The 18,174-nt window shown below is 50.7% G+C and carries 17 protein-coding genes; 6 read left to right on the top strand and 11 right to left on the bottom strand.

Translation table 11 applies throughout. From position 1 onward, the window contains the following. Window positions 1-42: 42 nt before the first annotated feature. From HMPREF0201_RS07845 to HMPREF0201_RS07795, 10 genes are all read right to left on the bottom strand, one after another. Window positions 43-984: a hypothetical protein gene (locus HMPREF0201_RS07845; RefSeq protein WP_016536019.1), complete on the bottom strand. Its 942-nt coding sequence runs from the start codon at window positions 982-984 to the stop codon at window positions 43-45. A gap of 237 nt (window positions 985-1,221) precedes the next feature. Continuing rightward, entirely contained in the window at window positions 1,222-1,746 is a 525-nt protein-coding gene (locus tag HMPREF0201_RS07840; RefSeq protein WP_167344787.1) for a fimbrial protein, read from the bottom strand. A gap of 21 nt (window positions 1,747-1,767) precedes the next feature. Further along, entirely contained in the window at window positions 1,768-2,361 is a 594-nt protein-coding gene (locus HMPREF0201_RS07835; protein WP_147293931.1) for a fimbrial protein, read from the bottom strand. A gap of 65 nt (window positions 2,362-2,426) precedes the next feature. Then, window positions 2,427-3,005, bottom strand: a complete 579-nt coding sequence (locus tag HMPREF0201_RS07830; protein ID WP_016536016.1) for a fimbrial protein — start codon at window positions 3,003-3,005, stop codon at window positions 2,427-2,429. Between the two features lie 11 nt (window positions 3,006-3,016). Next, the gene (locus HMPREF0201_RS07825; protein ID WP_147293932.1) at window positions 3,017-3,664 is read right to left on the bottom strand and encodes a fimbrial protein; all 648 of its coding nucleotides are present in this window, start codon (window positions 3,662-3,664) and stop codon (window positions 3,017-3,019) included. A 63-nt stretch (window positions 3,665-3,727) separates the two neighbouring features. Beyond that, entirely contained in the window at window positions 3,728-4,498 is a 771-nt protein-coding gene (locus tag HMPREF0201_RS07820; RefSeq protein ID WP_016536014.1) for a fimbria/pilus periplasmic chaperone, read from the bottom strand. 119 nt (window positions 4,499-4,617) lie between these two features. Then, complete coding sequence (locus HMPREF0201_RS07815) at window positions 4,618-7,146, bottom strand: outer membrane usher protein (protein WP_016536013.1); 2,529 nt, start codon at window positions 7,144-7,146, stop codon at window positions 4,618-4,620. Window positions 7,147-7,200: 54 nt separating this feature from the next. Next, on the bottom strand, window positions 7,201-7,764 hold the full coding sequence (locus HMPREF0201_RS07810) for a fimbrial protein (protein ID WP_016536012.1): 564 nt from the start codon (window positions 7,762-7,764) through the stop codon (window positions 7,201-7,203). Window positions 7,765-7,893: 129 nt separating this feature from the next. After that, window positions 7,894-8,424: a fimbrial protein gene (locus tag HMPREF0201_RS07805; RefSeq protein WP_016536011.1), complete on the bottom strand. Its 531-nt coding sequence runs from the start codon at window positions 8,422-8,424 to the stop codon at window positions 7,894-7,896. A gap of 2,738 nt (window positions 8,425-11,162) precedes the next feature. After that, window positions 11,163-11,921, bottom strand: a complete 759-nt coding sequence (locus HMPREF0201_RS07795; RefSeq protein WP_016536006.1) for a DUF481 domain-containing protein — start codon at window positions 11,919-11,921, stop codon at window positions 11,163-11,165. Window positions 11,922-12,214: 293 nt separating this feature from the next. Between HMPREF0201_RS07795 and pfkB the strand changes: the two genes are divergently transcribed. The 3 genes from pfkB to HMPREF0201_RS07780 all read left to right on the top strand — a co-directional run bounded on the left by pfkB (window position 12,215) and on the right by HMPREF0201_RS07780 (window position 14,487). Then, the gene (pfkB, locus tag HMPREF0201_RS07790) at window positions 12,215-13,144 is read left to right on the top strand and encodes a 6-phosphofructokinase II (RefSeq protein WP_016536005.1); all 930 of its coding nucleotides are present in this window, start codon (window positions 12,215-12,217) and stop codon (window positions 13,142-13,144) included. Window positions 13,145-13,233: 89 nt separating this feature from the next. Beyond that, window positions 13,234-13,518, top strand: coding sequence for a type V toxin-antitoxin system endoribonuclease antitoxin GhoS (gene ghoS, locus HMPREF0201_RS07785; protein ID WP_039898102.1), 285 nt, complete (start codon window positions 13,234-13,236; stop codon window positions 13,516-13,518). 108 nt (window positions 13,519-13,626) lie between these two features. Further along, window positions 13,627-14,487 (top strand): fructosamine kinase family protein, encoded by an 861-nt coding sequence (locus tag HMPREF0201_RS07780; RefSeq protein ID WP_016536003.1) that lies wholly within the window; start codon window positions 13,627-13,629, stop codon window positions 14,485-14,487. Between the two features lie 35 nt (window positions 14,488-14,522). Here HMPREF0201_RS07780 and HMPREF0201_RS07775 read toward each other — a convergent pair whose 3' ends face one another. After that, window positions 14,523-15,059 (bottom strand): YniB family protein, encoded by a 537-nt coding sequence (locus HMPREF0201_RS07775; protein WP_016536002.1) that lies wholly within the window; start codon window positions 15,057-15,059, stop codon window positions 14,523-14,525. Between the two features lie 168 nt (window positions 15,060-15,227). Between HMPREF0201_RS07775 and hxpB the strand changes: the two genes are divergently transcribed. From hxpB to HMPREF0201_RS07760, 3 genes are all read left to right on the top strand, one after another. Continuing rightward, on the top strand, window positions 15,228-15,896 hold the full coding sequence (hxpB, locus tag HMPREF0201_RS07770) for a hexitol phosphatase HxpB (RefSeq protein ID WP_016536001.1): 669 nt from the start codon (window positions 15,228-15,230) through the stop codon (window positions 15,894-15,896). A gap of 118 nt (window positions 15,897-16,014) precedes the next feature. Further along, window positions 16,015-16,605, top strand: a complete 591-nt coding sequence (locus HMPREF0201_RS07765) for a metal-dependent hydrolase (protein WP_016536000.1) — start codon at window positions 16,015-16,017, stop codon at window positions 16,603-16,605. A gap of 132 nt (window positions 16,606-16,737) precedes the next feature. Further along, window positions 16,738-18,129, top strand: coding sequence for an L-cystine transporter (locus HMPREF0201_RS07760; protein ID WP_016535999.1), 1,392 nt, complete (start codon window positions 16,738-16,740; stop codon window positions 18,127-18,129). Window positions 18,130-18,174 lie beyond the last annotated feature (45 nt).

The following is an 18,174-nucleotide window of genomic DNA, read 5'->3' as shown; positions in this document are numbered from 1 at the left end:
CTAACCCGGCGGGCACGCCCCCCCCTCACAACCAAACGAGCTCTATAGTCTGGTAATGCGGTACTCAAGCACGGTAAAAGGCTGAACATCGGTTGGCAGAGGCAGCTGGCCATAGACAGATTTGGCCAACGCATAGGCCGCAACGGAGCCACCGGCTCCCATTAGAGGTAATGCATTGCGAACCACAGCAGGCATTTCATCTTCAGAAGAGAGGATTAAAGAGGGCACCTCGCTCACCACCCGACCACCGAGAATCTGCTCGCGCAGGGCAAGTTTTACCGGAGCATTTTTATCGTCTACCGGTTTCCCCTTTTTCAGCACCAGAAAAGTCATGCCGTTTTTTTCGAGCGCGGGAGTTCGACCATTAAGTTTTTTTATAATGCTCTCTTTGCCGGCCTTCATTTCTTCATCCACGGCGATTTGAATCAGGCTGCTAAAACTCTGCCAGGCGGAGTCAACCTCTTCAGGCTTCAGGCTTTGACGTGAGTCCAGACCATCTCGCAGCCCCCTGTCCAGCCAGACGGAGTCAACCTTTATTCCTAGTGCCGTCCAGCTATCTAGCCTCCCCTGAATGCCGGAGGTCAGCGATAGCCCAGCAACGTAGGCCATTTTTTGATCGTCAGATACCGGAGGCTGCGCGTTCTCTTCCGCCGCAGCCTTGAGGGCGTCCTGTGCCTTTTGCATCTCAGATAGCTTGCTATTTAAATCACGGCGTTCCTGATACAACTTATCAAGATCGTCCTGCAGCCGGTGATTCTGAGCCTCCAGCACCATACCGCTCACGCCATATTCGGACAGGGGTCTCGCATCCGTATGCTGTTCCGGCTTAACGCTCTCTTTAGTCGCAGAAGCGGGTTCCGCGCTTTTAACATCATTCTTGGCTATATGCGCCGTTGAGGCGGCGCACCATGTAAGAGACGGGAATAACAATGCGGCGGCTAAGCCTGCAACACGCAAACCTGGATATAATTTATTTTTAAACATGGCATTAACTCAAATAATTTTTATCAAATAAAATCAAAAATAATATTATTGTGAAGATTACTTTAAATTATTAAAAGCACCGCACTGCCTGCACATCAGCCAGCCGCAATTAATACTCAGATACAAAGCCGGGCAGCATTTGAATAATTATTTACTCGACAATGCAAAAGCCAAAGGCAGAAAAAGCTCTGCATTAACTATGTTCATTTCCCGCACAAGCGAAAAGTAATAATGTTGTCACATATACTCTGCCAGCAACGTTCCGGTAACCGAAAAAGAAGCTTCCTGCAAATCAACTGCCGGGTCTTTTGCTAATAAAACCTCGAACTTGGGCGGATTATCAGGATCTAAAATTTTAAATTCAGTACCCAATTCATAGGGCATGCTGTCTTTAAGAATTTTAGCCCATAATCCAGGCGCACTGGTCTGCATCGCACTTTTATCCGCGGGCGCCACCGAAGCGGTAGTAAACGACATAATAATAGTATTGCTTGACGTTGCGCTTCCGCAGTCAAGTTTAAACTCTATCGGTTTTATATAGATACCGCTATCCACCTTTGAAATGCCGACATTTTTAAAATCGACGATAATCTGGTTGCCATTATCTATGGAGCAAGCAATCATCTCATGCAACCTTCCCTTAAAGGTAAAGTCCTTGGTATCACCCATTTGAGTTGCATGACTAAAAATGGGCAACACAGCTGTGGCAACTAAAAAAGCTTGCATCGCTGATTTAATTCGCCCCCAATTCTCACTGTTCATCACTTTTATATGCCCCATTTATTAGAGGAAGTTCAGCGTCAACGTTGCCGTAGCGCTGAAAGTTGCGCCGCTGACAAAACTCTTTCCGTTGCCAATTTGAACCAGTTCAACTTCCAGTTTTGGCCCTGAAGGTTGTGTAATATCAACGGCAAAATCTTCACCTATGTTTTGAGAAACTGAATTGACCAGCAGGCGAATCGCCAGATCCTTACTTACCGTCCCTTTGCTATCATCAACAACCTGCATGAGTTTAGTTCCCTGGTAATCAACCGTTCCTTTACCCGGGGTTAATACCATATTTGTAGCGCCAAAATAATCTTCGGAACAATCCATTACGGCATCAAGTTCCTTGGTGGCAACATCTTTAAGCGTATTACTGCCGCTCATTGCGCTGTAGTACACTTCACCAAAATCTATCGGCGTGAGCCTTTCTTTAAATTTGCATGTTCCCGAAGCAGTAATCGTCCCTCTCATATTCATAGTCATTTTATATTCTTCCCCGGGAACACCAATTGTTGCCGCTGTCGGAGGGATGACAGACATTGACAAACAGGTCATTGTCAGCAATTGGCATAAGCCTCTGCGCAAACAGTTTTTTTGCTTTCTAATATTCATAATATTTCCTGTGTGCAGAGGCCCCGTTACCACAAATAATACGCTCTGCTTATCAATAAAATAGGCTACGGATAGTTTATTTCGAAAGTTGCCGTACCAATAAAAGGGCCAAGTAAAACACTTTCATTTTTTAAAGCGTCAGGCTCTGCCTGAATGTACCCCTGTAAATTCATCTCGGTTTCGCCATCGCTAAGTTCAAAAACCGGGCTCAGTTTATTAAAGGGGACGGGTTGCCCCTCACGGGTTTCAATGCCAAAAGCAATACCGTGCGTGTCTCCGTCGTCGGGCACCATTAGCCCCGGCAGCACGCCTTCGCTCCCGGTAAATGCCACCATAGCCGTATTTCCCAGACTGGTATCACAGTCAACGAGCTTAATGATGAACGGCATTCCCAAAGTACGTCCGTTGATGTAAAGATACTTGCTCACAACATTTTTAAAATCCAGAGGGATAAGTTCACTCTCCGGGGATAATGAGCAAGGTTCTGTAACTAACTCACCTTTTATCTCAACATTATCCGCTGCTAATGCAGTATTCGTTATCGCCATCGCCAGCAGAAAAAAGCATAGTGAGCCATTTTTCACCGCTGCGACCGCGCACCTTGCTTGTTTCAGCGTGCAGGAAAGATATTTTTGCCCATTCATCGTGCCCGGCCTCAGTCATAACTCAGTTGAAAATTCACCACTGCCCGGAAATGCCCCGTCAATAAAGGTGCCGATGTTCTCTCGGGCGTGATGGTAAATTCCAGCGTATTATCACCAACGCTCAAAAACTGCGGTGAGATTCTATGCCCCAACTCAATATCATGATGTTTTACATCACTGATTCTTAGCCCAATTCCATCCAGACCAGCCACCTGGATCAGGTCGCTGTGACTCACGTGGCCAGCATCAAATGAAAGCGTCAGCACCGGCTGAAAAGGATCCCAGGTATGCTCGTCAGTTTGCCAGTCCTGTTCATTTCCGCGCATGCGAATGCAATCGTGCAACACAACGGTAAAATGAGTCGGCTCACCGGTATCCCCGGGATGAATCAGCCCGGCAGTAGAAACCGTACCGAGCTCAACATCCTGCCAGATGGACTTCATATCCAAAGAGCAAGCGCCTTCCAGCAGCCTTCCCTCCACGGCTAACTCGCCGTGCGCACCTTCCACTTCCCAGTTATCAGGTAATGAGGCCGAAGCATGGAAAGACGCCGCACACGCAAACATTAACGCTGCCGCTAAGCCACGAGGGGAAATCACTCCATTTTTTTGCCGCACCGCCCTACTTTTCTCTGTTTTGTGCATGTCTATATTGCTCAATGTTACCGCCTCGCACACGCCAATCGCCGAGAGCTAACGCGCCGCTTCAGCCCAAAAACCAACTTACCCGGCTAGCGAGCTTTTCACGCTACAAACGCTCCCGGCACAGCCAAACGCAAGGCGCGGGTGACCACCATAATCATTGATATAGGTCAGTACCGGGGAGTTCCCCATAGCTTTAGCGCTGCCCGTTAATGTGACGTCCGCCTTAGGACTAAGCATCACGGGGATAAAACCAGCCACTTTACTGCCTGCCGCAGAAGGTGAAACGGCCGTTAACGTGACGAAATAAGGCGTTGGGTTATGAACAACATACTTATCTCCCTGACGGGTAAGCGTTATTTGCTCCCAGGGCTTACTGTTCTGATCCAGATGGATAGCAGCCGGGCGATAGAAGAGTTTCACTCGCGTCTGCAAAGCTATCTGCAATGAGTTGGCCTTGGTGGACTTAGGCGGGATCTCCCGGACGTTGAAATAGAAAACGCTTTCTTTGTCCTGGGGCAGTTTTTCCATATCCGAGGCAACCTGCACCTTAATTTGCCCTTTAGCACCGGGCTCCACACGCTGCAAAGGAGGCAAAGCCAGCAGCGGCTTCTGAATTTTGTTCCCCTGCTCATCCTCGATCCATGTCTGAGCTAAATAAGGAAGCGCCTTATTTTTATTGGTCACGGTCAGGGTAACGGACCTGGCTTCACCGTCCAGAATCACACGGGTTCGGTCCAGACTAATAGCCGCGCCAGCCCCCTGGGATGCCAGCAAGGTTGAAAGCATTAATGTTACCGTGGTCACCTGAATAGCGGTGAACTTTGCTGATATGCGTTTTACATTAACCATGGCGTACTCTATTTCTCCGAGTTAAAACTTTTTATCTGCCAGCCCTTCTCGGGCTGGCCATTATCAAACATTAAAAACCTGCTGACGCCCGTTAACACTTCGACGGCACGCTCATCGGACTAACTTTTATGGATTACCGGCAAGCAAGGCAGCAAAAGACTTCCCTCCGGGATGGCCGACGGCAGCGTGAATCCACATTGATCTGCCCCGTTCCATTTCACTACCATCCGCTCATCAGGATTCATCCCTGACAGCCAGACGTTTCCTTCTTCACTGACCATTCCGGTTTGATCGCTATTGGCATTCATCACAACGGAACCGAAAGGCGGGGAGCTGCCGTCGACAAGACGAATAACAGCCATGCCCTTTTGCCCTTCAATAATGCCGAACTTGCGGTAACCAATAGCCCCTTCAGTTAAGGTTCCTTCAACCACCGAGCGCGTCGCCTCAACGTTATTACCAAGTTCGTTCAGATCGACGTTAAGGCTGTTGCGGTAATAGCTGCTGACATCGCTGACAACCGCTTTACCAAACATGTTGGTATAAGTTGACGAGCCCACACCGCGAACCGGCACATTGCTGGCGCCACCGGTGTCCACCATCATTCGTGTTCCCCCCGGCATACCGCTGCGATGCAGCGCGACCCCATTAGCAGTACCGGTCACCCCTCCCTTCATCGATACCGCCAGGGAGGTGTAGTTGTTACGTTCATAACTCGCCGAAGCATTGATTTCAGCCAGGCTCGCCTGGTGGGATAAATAGCCACTTACTCTTTTACTTTTATCCTGGCCCACGCCTGCCGAAATTCGATAGTTATCCCGCTCGCCTATACGGTCGCTGTACCCCAGGTTATGGCTGCTGCCGCCGCCTCGTTCGGCCTGAGTGTCGTAACTCAACGAACCGCTCTCACCCCAAGGCACGGAAATACTGACATACATACCATCGTCATTAATGCCGTCTTTCTTCGTCCGGAACGCTGAAAAGTTCACGCTTGCATTTTTGAACTTCCAAAAATCAAAGTAACGAGAAACCGATAAGGTATAAGTGTCGCTGGGAGATCGATCCCAATAGGTCTGATGCCCGTAGTTCAGATAGGCGGTCATATTCAGCGCGCGGATTTGCTGGTTGAAATTCAGGGTATAAAATTCCTTACTATTGCCGCCGCTATAGCTGTTCTGATATCTCTCATTAAGGTACTGAGACATACTTCTGAAGTTACGCTCAGAAAAGCGGTAGCCCGCAAATGTCACCTGGCTGTCCGTGGCATCAAAACGTTTGGAGTAGCTTAGGCGGTATGAGCCCCCCTGAAGGGTATTGCCGTTTGGGTATTTAGCCCGTGACTGGGTGATATCAAAAGACATAGCACCGAACTCCAGCAGGTCACGACCTATGCCCACCGCAAGCGCATTATAATCCCCGGCGGCAAGCAGACCGCCAAAGGCTGACCAGCCGTTGCTGATCCCCATAGAAAACTCGCCGGTAGCAAATCCCTGCCCCTGCCCATGGTGCCCATAATTAGAGGGTTTGCCGCTGGCAAATTTGTAGCGGATAACGCCAGGGCGCGTCAGGTAGGGAATGGTCGCCGTATCTAACTCGAAGGTCTGGACGCTACCATCCGACTCCTGGATTTTCACGTCAAGCTTACCGCTAACGGTATTATTCAAATCCTGAATACGGAACGGACCAGCAGCCACGGTGGTTTCGTAAATAACCCTCCCGCTCTGGCTAATGGTGACTCTTGCATTCGTTTTTGCCACGCCGGTCACTTCAGGCGCATAGCCACGCAGGTTAGGGGGCAACATACCGTCATCGGAAACCAGGCTTGCGCCGGTATAGCGAAAGCTATCAAACATACCGGAGTTAAGATAATTCTCACCCAGCATAAGCTGCGCCCGTAACGCTTTAATCGCGCGGTACATGTAATAGCGGTTCCATGTCCAGTTCCGCTCGACGCCACCGTCCCCCGAGCCATGGTTATATTCTGCCTGCCAGTCCGCACGCAGCCGCCATGGCCCGAAGTTTGCTCCCGCAACCCCGTTACCGGAGAGGGAACGACTCTCGCTGCCTGATTCTCCCTGCTGTTTAATGTCCTGGCCATTCAGGCTGTAGTCGAAAAGCAGACCAGCAACGCCTTCATCCCAGCGAGCCGGGGGATCCCAGTTCTCCGCAGTATATTCTTGATAGGCTTGCGGAATGTTTACATGCAACACCCCGGCCCCCATATCGCCCTCAATGGTCATTCCCGGCAGTGAGGCCGGGTTGAGACATTCATTGTGGTGCCACCAGGTTAGCTGCCCTTCAGCATCGTGCCTAAGGTTCAATATCGGCACGATTTCTGGCGTCAGGCAGGCAAGGCTGCCGTTTGCGTCATCATCGGGAACTAAAAAACGTACGGCCTGTTCCGGCAGCGAGCTGGTGTTGATTTGCAAAGCCAGGCTATAGGTTCCAGGCATAACATAGCCAGCCTGGGAAAATTGACTCAAATCAATCTGTGAACGGTCTTTGAGATCCAGAACTTCGGTATTGAATTGAATAGGCTCGACCGCATGGGCTGGCAACCCCAACTGCCCGAGACTCAACGCCAGCAAAATATTTAATACCAGCGGGCGCAGGCGGTTTCTCTTCGCAGAAAGGGGCAATTCAGACATATACGTTTCCACCAAAAGAGGTGTTCGCCTAAAGAATGACATACCGGCACCTCCTCAATAGTAATCGAGCTTAAATCGAATAGTGGTACGGTAGTCCCCCGAACGTAAACGTTCGTGGTTGCCGGCCAGGTTCAGGGTAAAATTCAGGTTCATATCCCCGGTCTGGAGATCCCGGAGAGCCATGGGATACCCCGGCTGGGCAACGGCACCGCGCTCATCGGTAATTCTCAAGCCAATCCCTTCAGCCCGGCCCTGAACGCCAAATAACCCGTCATTGGTTACCGGACCGTCAAACGTCACCTGAAAGGTGCTCCAGTCGGGTAAGGCAGGGTTCTGGTGATGTAACGTGCAGTCTGACAAATGGATGCTGAAAGGGACGCCAGTTCCAAATCCGTCACGGATAATTTGCCCGACGGGCAACGGCGGCATCTCGATATGCTGGTACAGGCTGGCCATATCAATGGCACATGCGGTGTCTATGATGCTGCCCTGCATGGTGACAATGCCATGCTCCTTGACTTCGGCCGCCGCGGCACCTGAGATAAATGCCCCTCCGACCAAAGCCACCGCAGCGAGCAGATAAAGCATCTTCATCGCCTTTAAGGTTCTATCAGACATGCTGCGAATACTCTTATAGGGGGCTCTCTGACCGACTTTCAAACCCCCGGATATCAAATATTCTGGGGGTTTGAAAAGTAACCTTGCTCTACACGGACAGCGTCAGTAGCAGAACCAGGCCGCCATTTTTTACTTGTAGTTCATCACGAAGTTAGCGGTCGCGGAGAACGCACCGGTGGCAACAGTCGTGGTACCACCCTGGGCATAAGCCTGGAATGCCAGCTCATTTTCACCGTCATTCAGCGCAATCGCTGTTGCTGGTTTGTTAGGCTCAACAATAACGCCGCCTGCCTGGGTGATAACAACGCCAACGGTACCCGCGGCAACACCTGTAGTAGCAAACGTTTTGTCCAGACCTTCACCCTGATCGCCAGCAGGACCGTTAAAGGTAACCTCGGCGTTAGAACCAATTTTGGCATCGCAATCTTCAAGTTTGATGCTGAAGTCACGCGGGGTAGATTTACCGCCAGAGAGCAACTGGTGACGAGCGATAGAACCTAAAGAAACGGTCTGATCCAGGCTGTCAGGATTGATAGAACAAGCGGCTTCGATAACGGTCCCTTCAAAAGTAATTTTACCGTGTCCCTGGTCTGCAGCATTAGCGCCAGCAATCATTGCGGAAGACATAGCCATCGCAAGAACAATTTTCTTCATATTCATTTTTATTTCCTGTTTTACCGATATTTTATCTACGGAGATATTCAGTCACCTCCGGTGGAGCTCAGGCAAATAAAAGAACTTAAACCGAGACGGTTGAATAATTAAGTTAAATGACGTCCACAGCCATTAAAAAGCTCAGAAAAGTCAGAATCAAAATAAAACAACCAGGGCTAACCCCGATAAACAATCCATTCCCTTAGATGCCAAAGCAGACGTATTCTCAACCTTAAGAATCATTCAGTCAAATAAAGCCAAAAAATGCATAAAAAAATCATAACACTATGTTTTAAAAGGATTTATATAAAAATAAAGGACCTTTATCCATTCACTTTTGAGATAAGAAAGGTCAGGCCACGGTAATATCCATCACCAAAAGGCCATATCCAACATCAATATCCGGTTTATAACACTTCAATACCGACATAAAAAAGCATATAAAACTAAAATACAAAAATAATCCAAAATTTGTCACCAATAAAGACGACAAAGACAACCATATTGCAACAAAAAGAGGATAAATCCTATGCGCAACATGGTGACCACCAAATGAATACAACCAAATGAAATTTATAAAAAAATAGAGATAGTAACAAAATTGAAACCGTAAATGTCATAAGTATGTAACCAGGGTGTGATGGTTATATATAAAAAATATTCGCGAGCCAATAAAAAGATAATTAAACTCAAAGAGAATAAAGAGGTCATCTTTACAAGATAATAAAATAGCAAGATAATAATTAGAATGCTATTGATTATTATTCCGTCGCATTGAGAAAGAAAAATTAAAATCAACGCTGAATAAAGCTTTATATTTCGTCCTTCCAAAAGCCACCAACAAGCATTCGGGCAAGATACCAGCCGCATTAATTTTTGATCGTCAAGGTGACAGCCCGCTTCTTGTTACTCACAAGCAGAAACGCCAGCCGCCATGCAGCAAGCAGAACCACGTCCACACAAGATGCAATAGCCTCTTATCCAGAACGAGTTCAGCCCCGGTCGGTCGGCGATATTGAACAGAAACATGAGATGAGAATCGGGTAGCTAAGCGCGTGACAGAGTCGTTCAGACGCAGCTAAAAAGGAGATATTGAGCAATTGAAGCCGGGCCTCAGGAACAAAGCATATTGTTTGCTTTTGAGGCCCGTCATTAGAAAGCAGAGGGTTAAAAACTACGATGGGGCATGCGGCGTGCCCCAATAGATTGAGTAAAACTTACTGTAGAGTCATTATTACTGTCGCAACTGCGGTAAAATCGCCCGTTGTCACCTCACCCACGGACACATTAGGGTCGCGGATAAGTTGGAACTCATATTCGGTATCTGTGGTCCCCTGTTCGAAACTCTCGTTAATCCGTGTAGTTGTATCGACCAGTGTACCGTTATAAAAAATGGCCACTCCGGTATTACTGGCTGTGGTTTTAACCAGCTCAACCCCATTTACCACAATGGGCTCAAATTCGAACCGCGTCACGACATCAACCCTCGAGTCCCGGGTACACAGCACGGGAGCCTTGTACTTACTTCCCGAGCCTTTGCTCGGCGCCGTCGCAATATCTCTTCGCTCTGTGGTGCCCAGATAAACGTCCAGCGGGGTACCGTAATTGATGTAGCACAAGGCTGGCGTATCGGGTAACGTATTGGCATCCGAGCATGTCCTGACCACAGTGCCAGGAGCGCCCTTCCAGTGAACACCATCCGAGCCCATCAGAGTAAGGCAGGCATTGAAAGAGTAATTCAGCACCTTTTTCGCTACCCCCCCCCCACCTGGGTACCTGATCCTCGATAGTTTTACTGGAGTCTAACGCTACAGCAGTAGCGGCATCAAAATGCTCAACGCTTTGACCCATAGTGCATTCGCCAGGACCGCCGCTGGCATCACAGATCCACAGGCGCGCAACGTAAGTATCTTTGACGGGGGCGTATAATCCAATCAGCAGATTCGAAAACGAAGAAAAATATGATACGCCCGTTCCAGCATTCATAAGCCACGGATCGGCACCTTTTGGAACACACGCATGACCCACGTCAGTGGCCCCTGAGGAATCCTCGACATTCGTACCTTGACCCTCACACCAAGAAGTACCAGCTTCACCCGCCGTAATAAAAGTAACAACCCCTGGAAGCCCTAGCTGCTGGGCGAATGCAGCGTTACTTACAAAAAAGAGTCCGAAAAAAAACATGCCGGAAAGAACATAACTCAGCCCAGGGCCTGATTTGCGCCCACGAGATCCTCGCCCAAATAAATTTAAGCGTATAAACATAAGTAAACCCCTTAATATTTCGGCCTGGTTCGTTTTAATACCAGCGGCTTCAGATGACGGGGTTAGACCAGAACGCTAAAAGAAGCCTCAATGACGCACGCCGATGGAAGTGGGCGTGATTTTCACATCAGACCTCCGGGGAGTCAAACGACGAGAAACATCAGATAGCATAGAGATAACGCCATGTTTTAATTGAATTTATATTTATTTTTGAAAGGTTTTTTATTTACCACAAGATCTTGTAAAACCGTCGGGCAACAGAAAAATACTTCAAAGCCCGTCAATCAGACCGTATTTACCGGTTTTTTATTCTGTGAGGCCGAAATAATAAAGACTTCATTCTTAATGAAGAATTAATGATATAAAAATTTATAATAAATGAACTGAAATGGTTAATTTAATGTGAATAACAGAAGAAATAAACAGCGGAAACACAAATGCGGGATAAAAAAAGCCGGATATTATCCGGCTTCTTAATATTACATTTTATACCCGAGCGTAATTTGCGTACGTCTGTCGGTATGGTTTGGCGCCGTTGACGGCGGATCGGAGTTCCAGGTCACGTTATAGCCCACTTTCAGGCCAAAATGCTCGCTGATAGCTACGTCGAGAGCCGTTTCAGAGTTGACCGTAGTGTCGTCGCTGCCCAGCACCGAAACGCCCTGAATAAACTTAGCGTTGTCGGTCAGCTGCCAGTTATAAGTCGCAGACGCATAACCCAGCGCCTGAGTCTCGTGCTCACCATCGGTAAATTCGTCATAACGAACGCCTGGACCGAATTCCACACGCAGGCTGTGAACCGGGCCGTTCAGCAACTGGCGACCATAACCCGCGGTAAAGACATCGCGCGCATGGTAGCCGTTGTAACGGTCGGTCAGCCAGCTTGCCTGACCAAATACATAGTCATAGTCGGTCATGTTGTAACGACCACGCCCGCCCGCCGAGTATTTCTCAGAAGAGCGCACGTCATTGGAAGAGGTGTTACTGGCGTTACCCCAAATTGACCACGCGGTAGCGGTGTTGTACCAGGTCATATTGGTGTTAGCAGTCAAGTTGGAACTTTTGGTGTTGCCTGCCTGCGCAAGATAGCCTGCATTCAAATTACCTTCGAAGGGTTTCTTCGCGGTAGTCGGGTCATCCATGACAGTAAATACTGAGTCATCTGCCACCGCAAAGTGGCTAAAGAACGCTCCACCGGTGAGTAAAAGTGCAACCGGTACTGTCTTTAAAAGCTTCATTTATTAATCCGCACAACACAAAAAAGAAACCATCAAGGTTCCGGAATCTTTCCCCGGAGGTCAAATCTGAGACCGCCCGGAAAGGTTACAAATTATAAAAACTCCCGATTAACATAGCAATGGATTCTTATTTCATTTTTTATCTAAGAGGGCTCTGAAAATACTTTTATTTTCATAAGGATACGAAGATTGTGGATTTAGCATAATCATTCGATAAATCATGATTTTAATTAACATTTAAGCCGCCGCTTCGGTGCTACGCTTTAGGATAATGGCTAAAAAAAGGAGCAGATATGACAGCTATCTACACATTAACGCTCGCCCCTTCTCTGGACAGCGCAACCGTCACTGACCAGATTTACCCTGAAGGAAAACTCCGTTGCAGCTCGCCGGTCTTTGAGCCGGGCGGCGGCGGCATCAACGTTGCGCGCGCCATTGCGCATCTTGGAGGTCACGCAACGGCAATTTTTCCGGTCGGAGGAGCAACCGGGCAGCACCTCAGCGAATTATTGCTCCGGGAGAAGGTTGCCGTCGATACGGTCGAGTCCGGAGACTGGACGCGCCAGAATCTCCACGTTCATACCCAATCAACCGGCGAACAGTATCGCTTCGTGATGCCGGGTGCCGCATTAACCGATGATGAGTTTCACCGCCTGGAGGAAAAAGCGCTCTCCATCCGCAGCGGCGATATTCTGGTGATTAGCGGTAGCCTGCCGCCGGGCGTTGAGGTAGAAAAACTTTGCCGGTTAGTGAAAGCCGCGCAGGATAAAGGGATCCGCTGCATCGTGGACAGCTCGGGCGAGGCGTTAAAAGCCACGCTTGCCCTTGGCAATATCGAACTGGTTAAGCCTAATCAGAAAGAGCTGAGCGCCCTCGTGGGGCGCGAACTCACCCAGCCGGATGATGTGCGTAAAGCCGCACAGCAGATAGTAAACAGCGGCCAGGCGAAACGTGTTGTGGTTTCTCTTGGGCCGCAGGGCGCGCTGGGAGTGGACGCGCAGGACTGCGTGCATGTTGTGCCCCCGCCGGTAAAAAGCCAAAGCACCGTAGGCGCGGGAGACAGCATGGTCGGCGCCATGACGCTGAAGCTCGCTGAAAACGCTTCATTACTCGACATCGTGCGCTATGGCGTTGCGGCCGGGAGCGCCGCGACGCTAAATAAAGGCACCCGCCTTTGCTCGCTGGAAAATACGCAAAATATCTATCGCTACCTGAAAAGCTAATTTTCATCAGCATCATGCGGAGCCGCACAACGCTCCGCATTCCAACAGCATGAACTATGCTAAACCTTCAGGATAACAATGGAGTGACTATGAGTGACGTAGAACGCTATGTGGTGACGGTAAAATTTGAGCAACAGGGGCTAACCGAAATCAACGAACTGAATAATCAGTTAACGCTCGGCGGCTTCACCCTCACCCTCACCGATGACGACGGGAAAGTGCATGAACTCGGCCCCGGCAACTTTGGCCTGACCAGCACTTTAGACGAGCAGCAGGTTAAGGAACTCGCCAGAGGATTAGGCAACGTGGCGCTGGGTAAAGAGCCTGAGGTGGCCATCACCCGCTGGGAAATATGGCAGAAACAAAAGTCGTAAATTTTACTTATGGCAGGCCGGGATTGTGCGTTAGCGCCTGTTTTGCCCCGGCAAACGGCGATAAGCTATTGATTGTAGTGTCTACCAGCTAACCTGGGGAGAAAAGTCATGTGGCAAGCCATCCGTCATTTATTAAGTGAGCAACTGGGTGAGGCAGAAATTGAACGCCGCACCGAGCTACCCGGTGGAGAAATCCATGCGGCCTGGCGCATTCACTACGCCGGGCATGAGATTTTCGTCAAATGCGATGATCGCGAACTCCTGCCCATCTTTACCGCCGAAGCCGACCAGTTGGAGCTGCTCTCGCGCAGTAAAACGGTGCGGGTGCCAAAAGTCTGGGGGCTGGGCAGCGACAGAGATTACAGTTTCCTGCTGCTGGAATACCTGCCCTGCAAACCGCTTGATGCCCACAATGCCTTTCTTCTCGGCCAGCAGCTGGCAAAACTTCACCAGTGGAGCGACCAGCCGCAGTTCGGCCTCGATTTTGACAACGATCTTTCCACCACCCCGCAGCCCAACGCCTGGCAGCGCCGCTGGTCAACCTTCTTCGCCGAACAGCGTATTGGCTGGCAGCTGGAGATGGCGGCGGAAAAAGGCATCGACTACGGCGATATTGACCTGATTGTCGACTTTGTTCAGCAGGCGCTGGCCTCTCATCAGCCCCAGCCTTCCCTGCTGCACGGCGACCTCTGGTCAGGAAACTGCGCGCTGGGTCCGGACGGGCCGTTTATTTACGATCCGGCCTGCTACTGGGGCGACAGAGAGTGTGACCTGGCGATGCTGCCGCTGCATAACGACCAGCCGCCGCAAATCTACGATGGCTATCAGTCGGTTTCACCGCTGCCGTCGGGCTTCCTCGAGCGCCAGCCCATCTACCAGCTCTATACTCTGCTCAACCGCGCTATTTTGTTCGGCGGCCAGCATCTGGTCACGGCGCAAAAAGCGCTTGAGCGGGTTTTAGCGGCGTAAAAGATGGCCACTCCTGCGCGGAGTGGCCGCCAGTCTTAAAGGAAGCCGAGCAGCTTAAAGCAGAAGTAACCGGCAACAATGACGATAACCGGCAACACGTAGAGCGGGAAAATTTGCAGCAGAATGGTGTGGTGAGGCACAACAATTTTCGCGTCCAGCTGCGCTTTATTCAATCCATCCGGCCCCTTAGCCTGCTCAAGAATCAGCTGATCCTGAACGCCTTCACGCAGGTATTTTGCCTGGCGGCTCATACGTGCGCCGGAATCCTGTAGCGCCAGCCCGATGAAAATCAAAGCGTAAATAAGCCAGAAAAACACGTTCGCCTGAGCGTGGAAGTCCGGCTGCGGCGAGTTGTACCAGAATAAATTCAGGAACGGCGTGTTAAAACGCATCATCTCAATCATCACATGGAAAAAATCCAGCATCACGGCATCAATGCCGGGCTGTTTTTCGCTGTGTTGATACATAAACTTCAGAACCGAAATCACGGTAGAAAGCAGCGCCGGGATAAAAATCACCCATCCCGCAACCCGTTTCAAAATCGCAATGCGTCCAGCCTGTTGATACGTCATGCACTCCCCTTTTTTAGGACGTAACGTTATACCCACAAAGTCTACCCTGTATGGCGCTATTTCGCCTGAGCTTTGCGGGCGAAATTCGCAAAAGCGGTGGCTTCAGGTATTGTTTCCGGCTAAAGATACACAATCATTTATTCAAGACGAACGGAAAGGAGTCATTTTATGGCCGATACGCGCCAGATCCTCGCGGCAATTTTTGATATGGATGGGCTACTGATTGATTCGGAACCGCTTTGGGATCGTGCGGAATTGGATACCCTGCAAAGTATTGGCGTTGATATCACGCGCCGCAATGAGCTGCCGGACACCCTAGGGCTGCGCATCGATTTAGTGGTAGACCTTTGGTTCTCACGCCAGCCGTGGAGCGGGCCGTCAAAAGAAGAAGTCACCGCACTCGTTATCGAACGCGCCATCGCATTAGTCGATGAGCAGCGTCCGCTTTTGCCGGGCGTTGTAGAAGCGGTTAAACGCTGTAAAGCACTCGGTCTCAAAGTGGGCCTGGCCTCCGCCTCCCCGCTGCATATGCTGGAAAAAGTGCTGGAAATGTTCGACCTGCGCCAGTATTTCGACGCTATCGCCTCCGCCGAGCATCTTCCGTACAGTAAACCGCACCCGCAGGTTTACCTGGACGCGGCGGCAAAGCTTGGCGTTGACCCGCTTTCATGCGTCACGCTGGAGGACTCGGTTAACGGCATGATAGCCACTAAAGCCGCACGCATGCGCTCGATAGTGGTTCCGGCTGAAGAAAACCGCGCGGACCCGCGCTGGTGCCTGGCTGATGCAAAACTCTCTTCTCTGGTCGAGCTGAACGAAAAACACCTCAAAGGCTAAGCCTCAGGGCGGCTCAGGCCGCCCATTTTGCTGACAAAATGTTACAGCGTCACCTCTTCCGAATACTGTACAAAAACCCTATACTGGATGAATCGACAGTTTTTATTCGGGTTGTATCATGACGGCGGAAGGCCACCTGCTTTTTTCTATTGCCTGTGCAGTATTTGCCAAAAACGCCGAGCTTACGCCCGTACTTGCCCAGGGCGACTGGTGGCACATTGTGCCGTCCGCGATCCTGACCTGCCTGCTCCCCGATATCGACCACCCCAAATCCTTTCTTGGCCAGCGGCTGAAGTGGATCTCTAAGCCCGTGGCGCGCATGTGCGGGCATCGAGGCTTCACCCACAGCCTGTTCGCCGTCTTTGCCGGGCTGGCGCTGTGTTACCTGAAAGTACCGGAAACGTGGGTTATCCCGGCGGATGCTATTCAGGGCATGGTGCTGGGTTACCTGAGCCACATTATCGCCGACATGCTGACGCCCGCCGGAGTGCCGCTGCTCTGGCCGTGTCGCTGGCGCTTTCGTTTCCCCGTCGTCAGGCCGCAAAAAGGCAACCAGCTGGAGCGCGTGCTCTGCATGGCGCTGTTTGGCTTCGCGGTGTGGATGCCGCAGAACATGCCCGAAAACGGTGCAGTGCGCTGGTCCTCACAAATGATAAATTCCTTACAAATGAGCTTTTATAGCTTGTTAAATCACCAGGCTGAGCATTAATTAACCCCGAAACATCATTTGGTAATAATCAATTCTTTTTGGATATAAGACAGTGCTGCGGAGTCTGTTACGCTTTGCAACATAACGGCGGCGTAACAGCGGCTGTATGACAATAAATCAGGAGATACGGGGATGAATTTTCCACTGATAGCGAACATTGTGGTGTTCGTTGTTTTGCTATTGCTGCTGGCGCAAACCCGCCACAAACAATGGAGCCTGGCCAAAAAAGTGCTGGCCGGTCTGGTACTCGGCGTGGTCTTCGGCCTGGCGCTGCACACCATTTATGGTTCCGAAAGTGCGGTTCTGAAAGATTCCATTCAGTGGTTTAACGTCGTCGGTAACGGCTACGTCCAGCTGCTGCAAATGATCGTCATGCCGCTGGTGTTCGCCTCCATTCTGAGCGCGGTAGCCAAGCTGCATAACGCCTCTTCGCTGGGTAAAATCAGTATCCTGAGCATCGGGACGCTGCTGTTTACCACTCTGATTGCCGCTCTGGTCGGCGTGCTGGTCACCAACCTGTTTGGCCTGACGGCTGAAGGCCTGGTGCAGGGCAATGCGGAAAGCGCACGCCTGGCAGCCATTCAGTCGAACTACATCGGCAAAGTTGCCGACCTGACCGTACCGCAGCTTATTCTCTCCTTCGTGCCGAAGAACCCGTTTGCTGACCTGACCGGCGCAAGCCCGACGTCTATTATCAGCATCGTTATCTTCGCCGCTTTCCTCGGCGTGGCCGCCCTGAAGCTGCTGAAAGATGATGCCCCGAAAGGCGAGCGCGTACTGGTAGCCATCGACACACTGCAAAGCTGGGTGATGAAGCTGGTTCGCCTGGTGATGCAGCTGACGCCATACGGCGTGCTGGCGCTGATGACCAAAGTGGTCGCCGGTTCCAACCTGCAGGACATCATCAAGCTGGGCAGCTTCGTTGTTGCTTCCTACCTTGGCCTGGCGATTATGTTTGGCGTCCACGCGGTTCTGCTGGCGTTCAACGGCGTTAGCCCGGTGAAATACTTCCGTAAAGTCTGGCCGGTGCTGACCTTCGCCTTCACCAGCCGCTCCAGCGCCGCCAGCATTCCGCTGAACGTTGAAGCGCAGACCCGCCGTCTTGGCGTGCCGGAGTCCATCGCCAGCTTCTCCGCCTCCTTCGGCGCCACCATCGGGCAGAACGGCTGTGCCGGTCTCTACCCTGCTATGCTGGCCGTGATGGTTGCGCCAACCGTTGGCATCAACCCGTTTGACCCGGTATGGATTGCGACCCTGGTGGGCATCGTCACCGTTAGCTCCGCGGGCGTTGCCGGCGTGGGCGGCGGTGCAACCTTCGCCGCGCTTATCGTCCTGCCTGCTATGGGCCTGCCGGTCACGCTGGTCGCGCTGCTTATTTCCGTTGAACCTCTTATCGACATGGGCCGTACCGCCCTGAACGTAAGCGGCTCGATGACCGCCGGGACAATCACCAGCCAGCTGATGAAGCAGACTGATAAAGAGATCCTGAACAGCGATGAAGAAGTGGAATTAGCCCACCGCTAATCCACCGTAAGTATAAAAAAAGGCCGCTATTCTTAGCGGCCTTTT

This window comes from Cedecea davisae DSM 4568 (genome assembly GCF_000412335.2).
GTDB lineage: Bacteria > Pseudomonadota > Gammaproteobacteria > Enterobacterales > Enterobacteriaceae > Cedecea > Cedecea davisae.
Note: the sequence above shows the minus strand (reverse complement) of the source record. Positions and strands in the feature narration are given on the sequence as shown.

What these genes read in the sequence shown, in the direction of transcription:
- HMPREF0201_RS07760 (WP_016535999.1), top strand. Translation starts at nt 16,738, where the DNA reads ATGAATTTTCCACTGATAGCGAACATTGTGGTGTTCGTTGTTTTGCTA.
- HMPREF0201_RS07805 (WP_016536011.1), bottom strand. Translation starts at nt 8,424, where the DNA reads ATGAATATGAAGAAAATTGTTCTTGCGATGGCTATGTCTTCCGCAATG.
- HMPREF0201_RS07830 (WP_016536016.1), bottom strand. Translation starts at nt 3,005, where the DNA reads ATGAATGGGCAAAAATATCTTTCCTGCACGCTGAAACAAGCAAGGTGC.
- ghoS (WP_039898102.1), top strand. Translation starts at nt 13,234, where the DNA reads ATGAGTGACGTAGAACGCTATGTGGTGACGGTAAAATTTGAGCAACAG.
- hxpB (WP_016536001.1), top strand. Translation starts at nt 15,228, where the DNA reads ATGGCCGATACGCGCCAGATCCTCGCGGCAATTTTTGATATGGATGGG.
- HMPREF0201_RS07840 (WP_167344787.1), bottom strand. Translation starts at nt 1,746, where the DNA reads ATGAACAGTGAGAATTGGGGGCGAATTAAATCAGCGATGCAAGCTTTT.
- pfkB (WP_016536005.1), top strand. Translation starts at nt 12,215, where the DNA reads ATGACAGCTATCTACACATTAACGCTCGCCCCTTCTCTGGACAGCGCA.
- HMPREF0201_RS07845 (WP_016536019.1), bottom strand. Translation starts at nt 984, where the DNA reads ATGTTTAAAAATAAATTATATCCAGGTTTGCGTGTTGCAGGCTTAGCC.
- HMPREF0201_RS07795 (WP_016536006.1), bottom strand. Translation starts at nt 11,921, where the DNA reads ATGAAGCTTTTAAAGACAGTACCGGTTGCACTTTTACTCACCGGTGGA.
- HMPREF0201_RS07835 (WP_147293931.1), bottom strand. Translation starts at nt 2,361, where the DNA reads ATGAATATTAGAAAGCAAAAAAACTGTTTGCGCAGAGGCTTATGCCAA.
- HMPREF0201_RS07815 (WP_016536013.1), bottom strand. Translation starts at nt 7,146, where the DNA reads ATGTCTGAATTGCCCCTTTCTGCGAAGAGAAACCGCCTGCGCCCGCTG.
- HMPREF0201_RS07775 (WP_016536002.1), bottom strand. Translation starts at nt 15,059, where the DNA reads ATGACGTATCAACAGGCTGGACGCATTGCGATTTTGAAACGGGTTGCG.
- HMPREF0201_RS07810 (WP_016536012.1), bottom strand. Translation starts at nt 7,764, where the DNA reads ATGTCTGATAGAACCTTAAAGGCGATGAAGATGCTTTATCTGCTCGCT.
- HMPREF0201_RS07820 (WP_016536014.1), bottom strand. Translation starts at nt 4,498, where the DNA reads ATGGTTAATGTAAAACGCATATCAGCAAAGTTCACCGCTATTCAGGTG.
- HMPREF0201_RS07780 (WP_016536003.1), top strand. Translation starts at nt 13,627, where the DNA reads ATGTGGCAAGCCATCCGTCATTTATTAAGTGAGCAACTGGGTGAGGCA.
- HMPREF0201_RS07765 (WP_016536000.1), top strand. Translation starts at nt 16,015, where the DNA reads ATGACGGCGGAAGGCCACCTGCTTTTTTCTATTGCCTGTGCAGTATTT.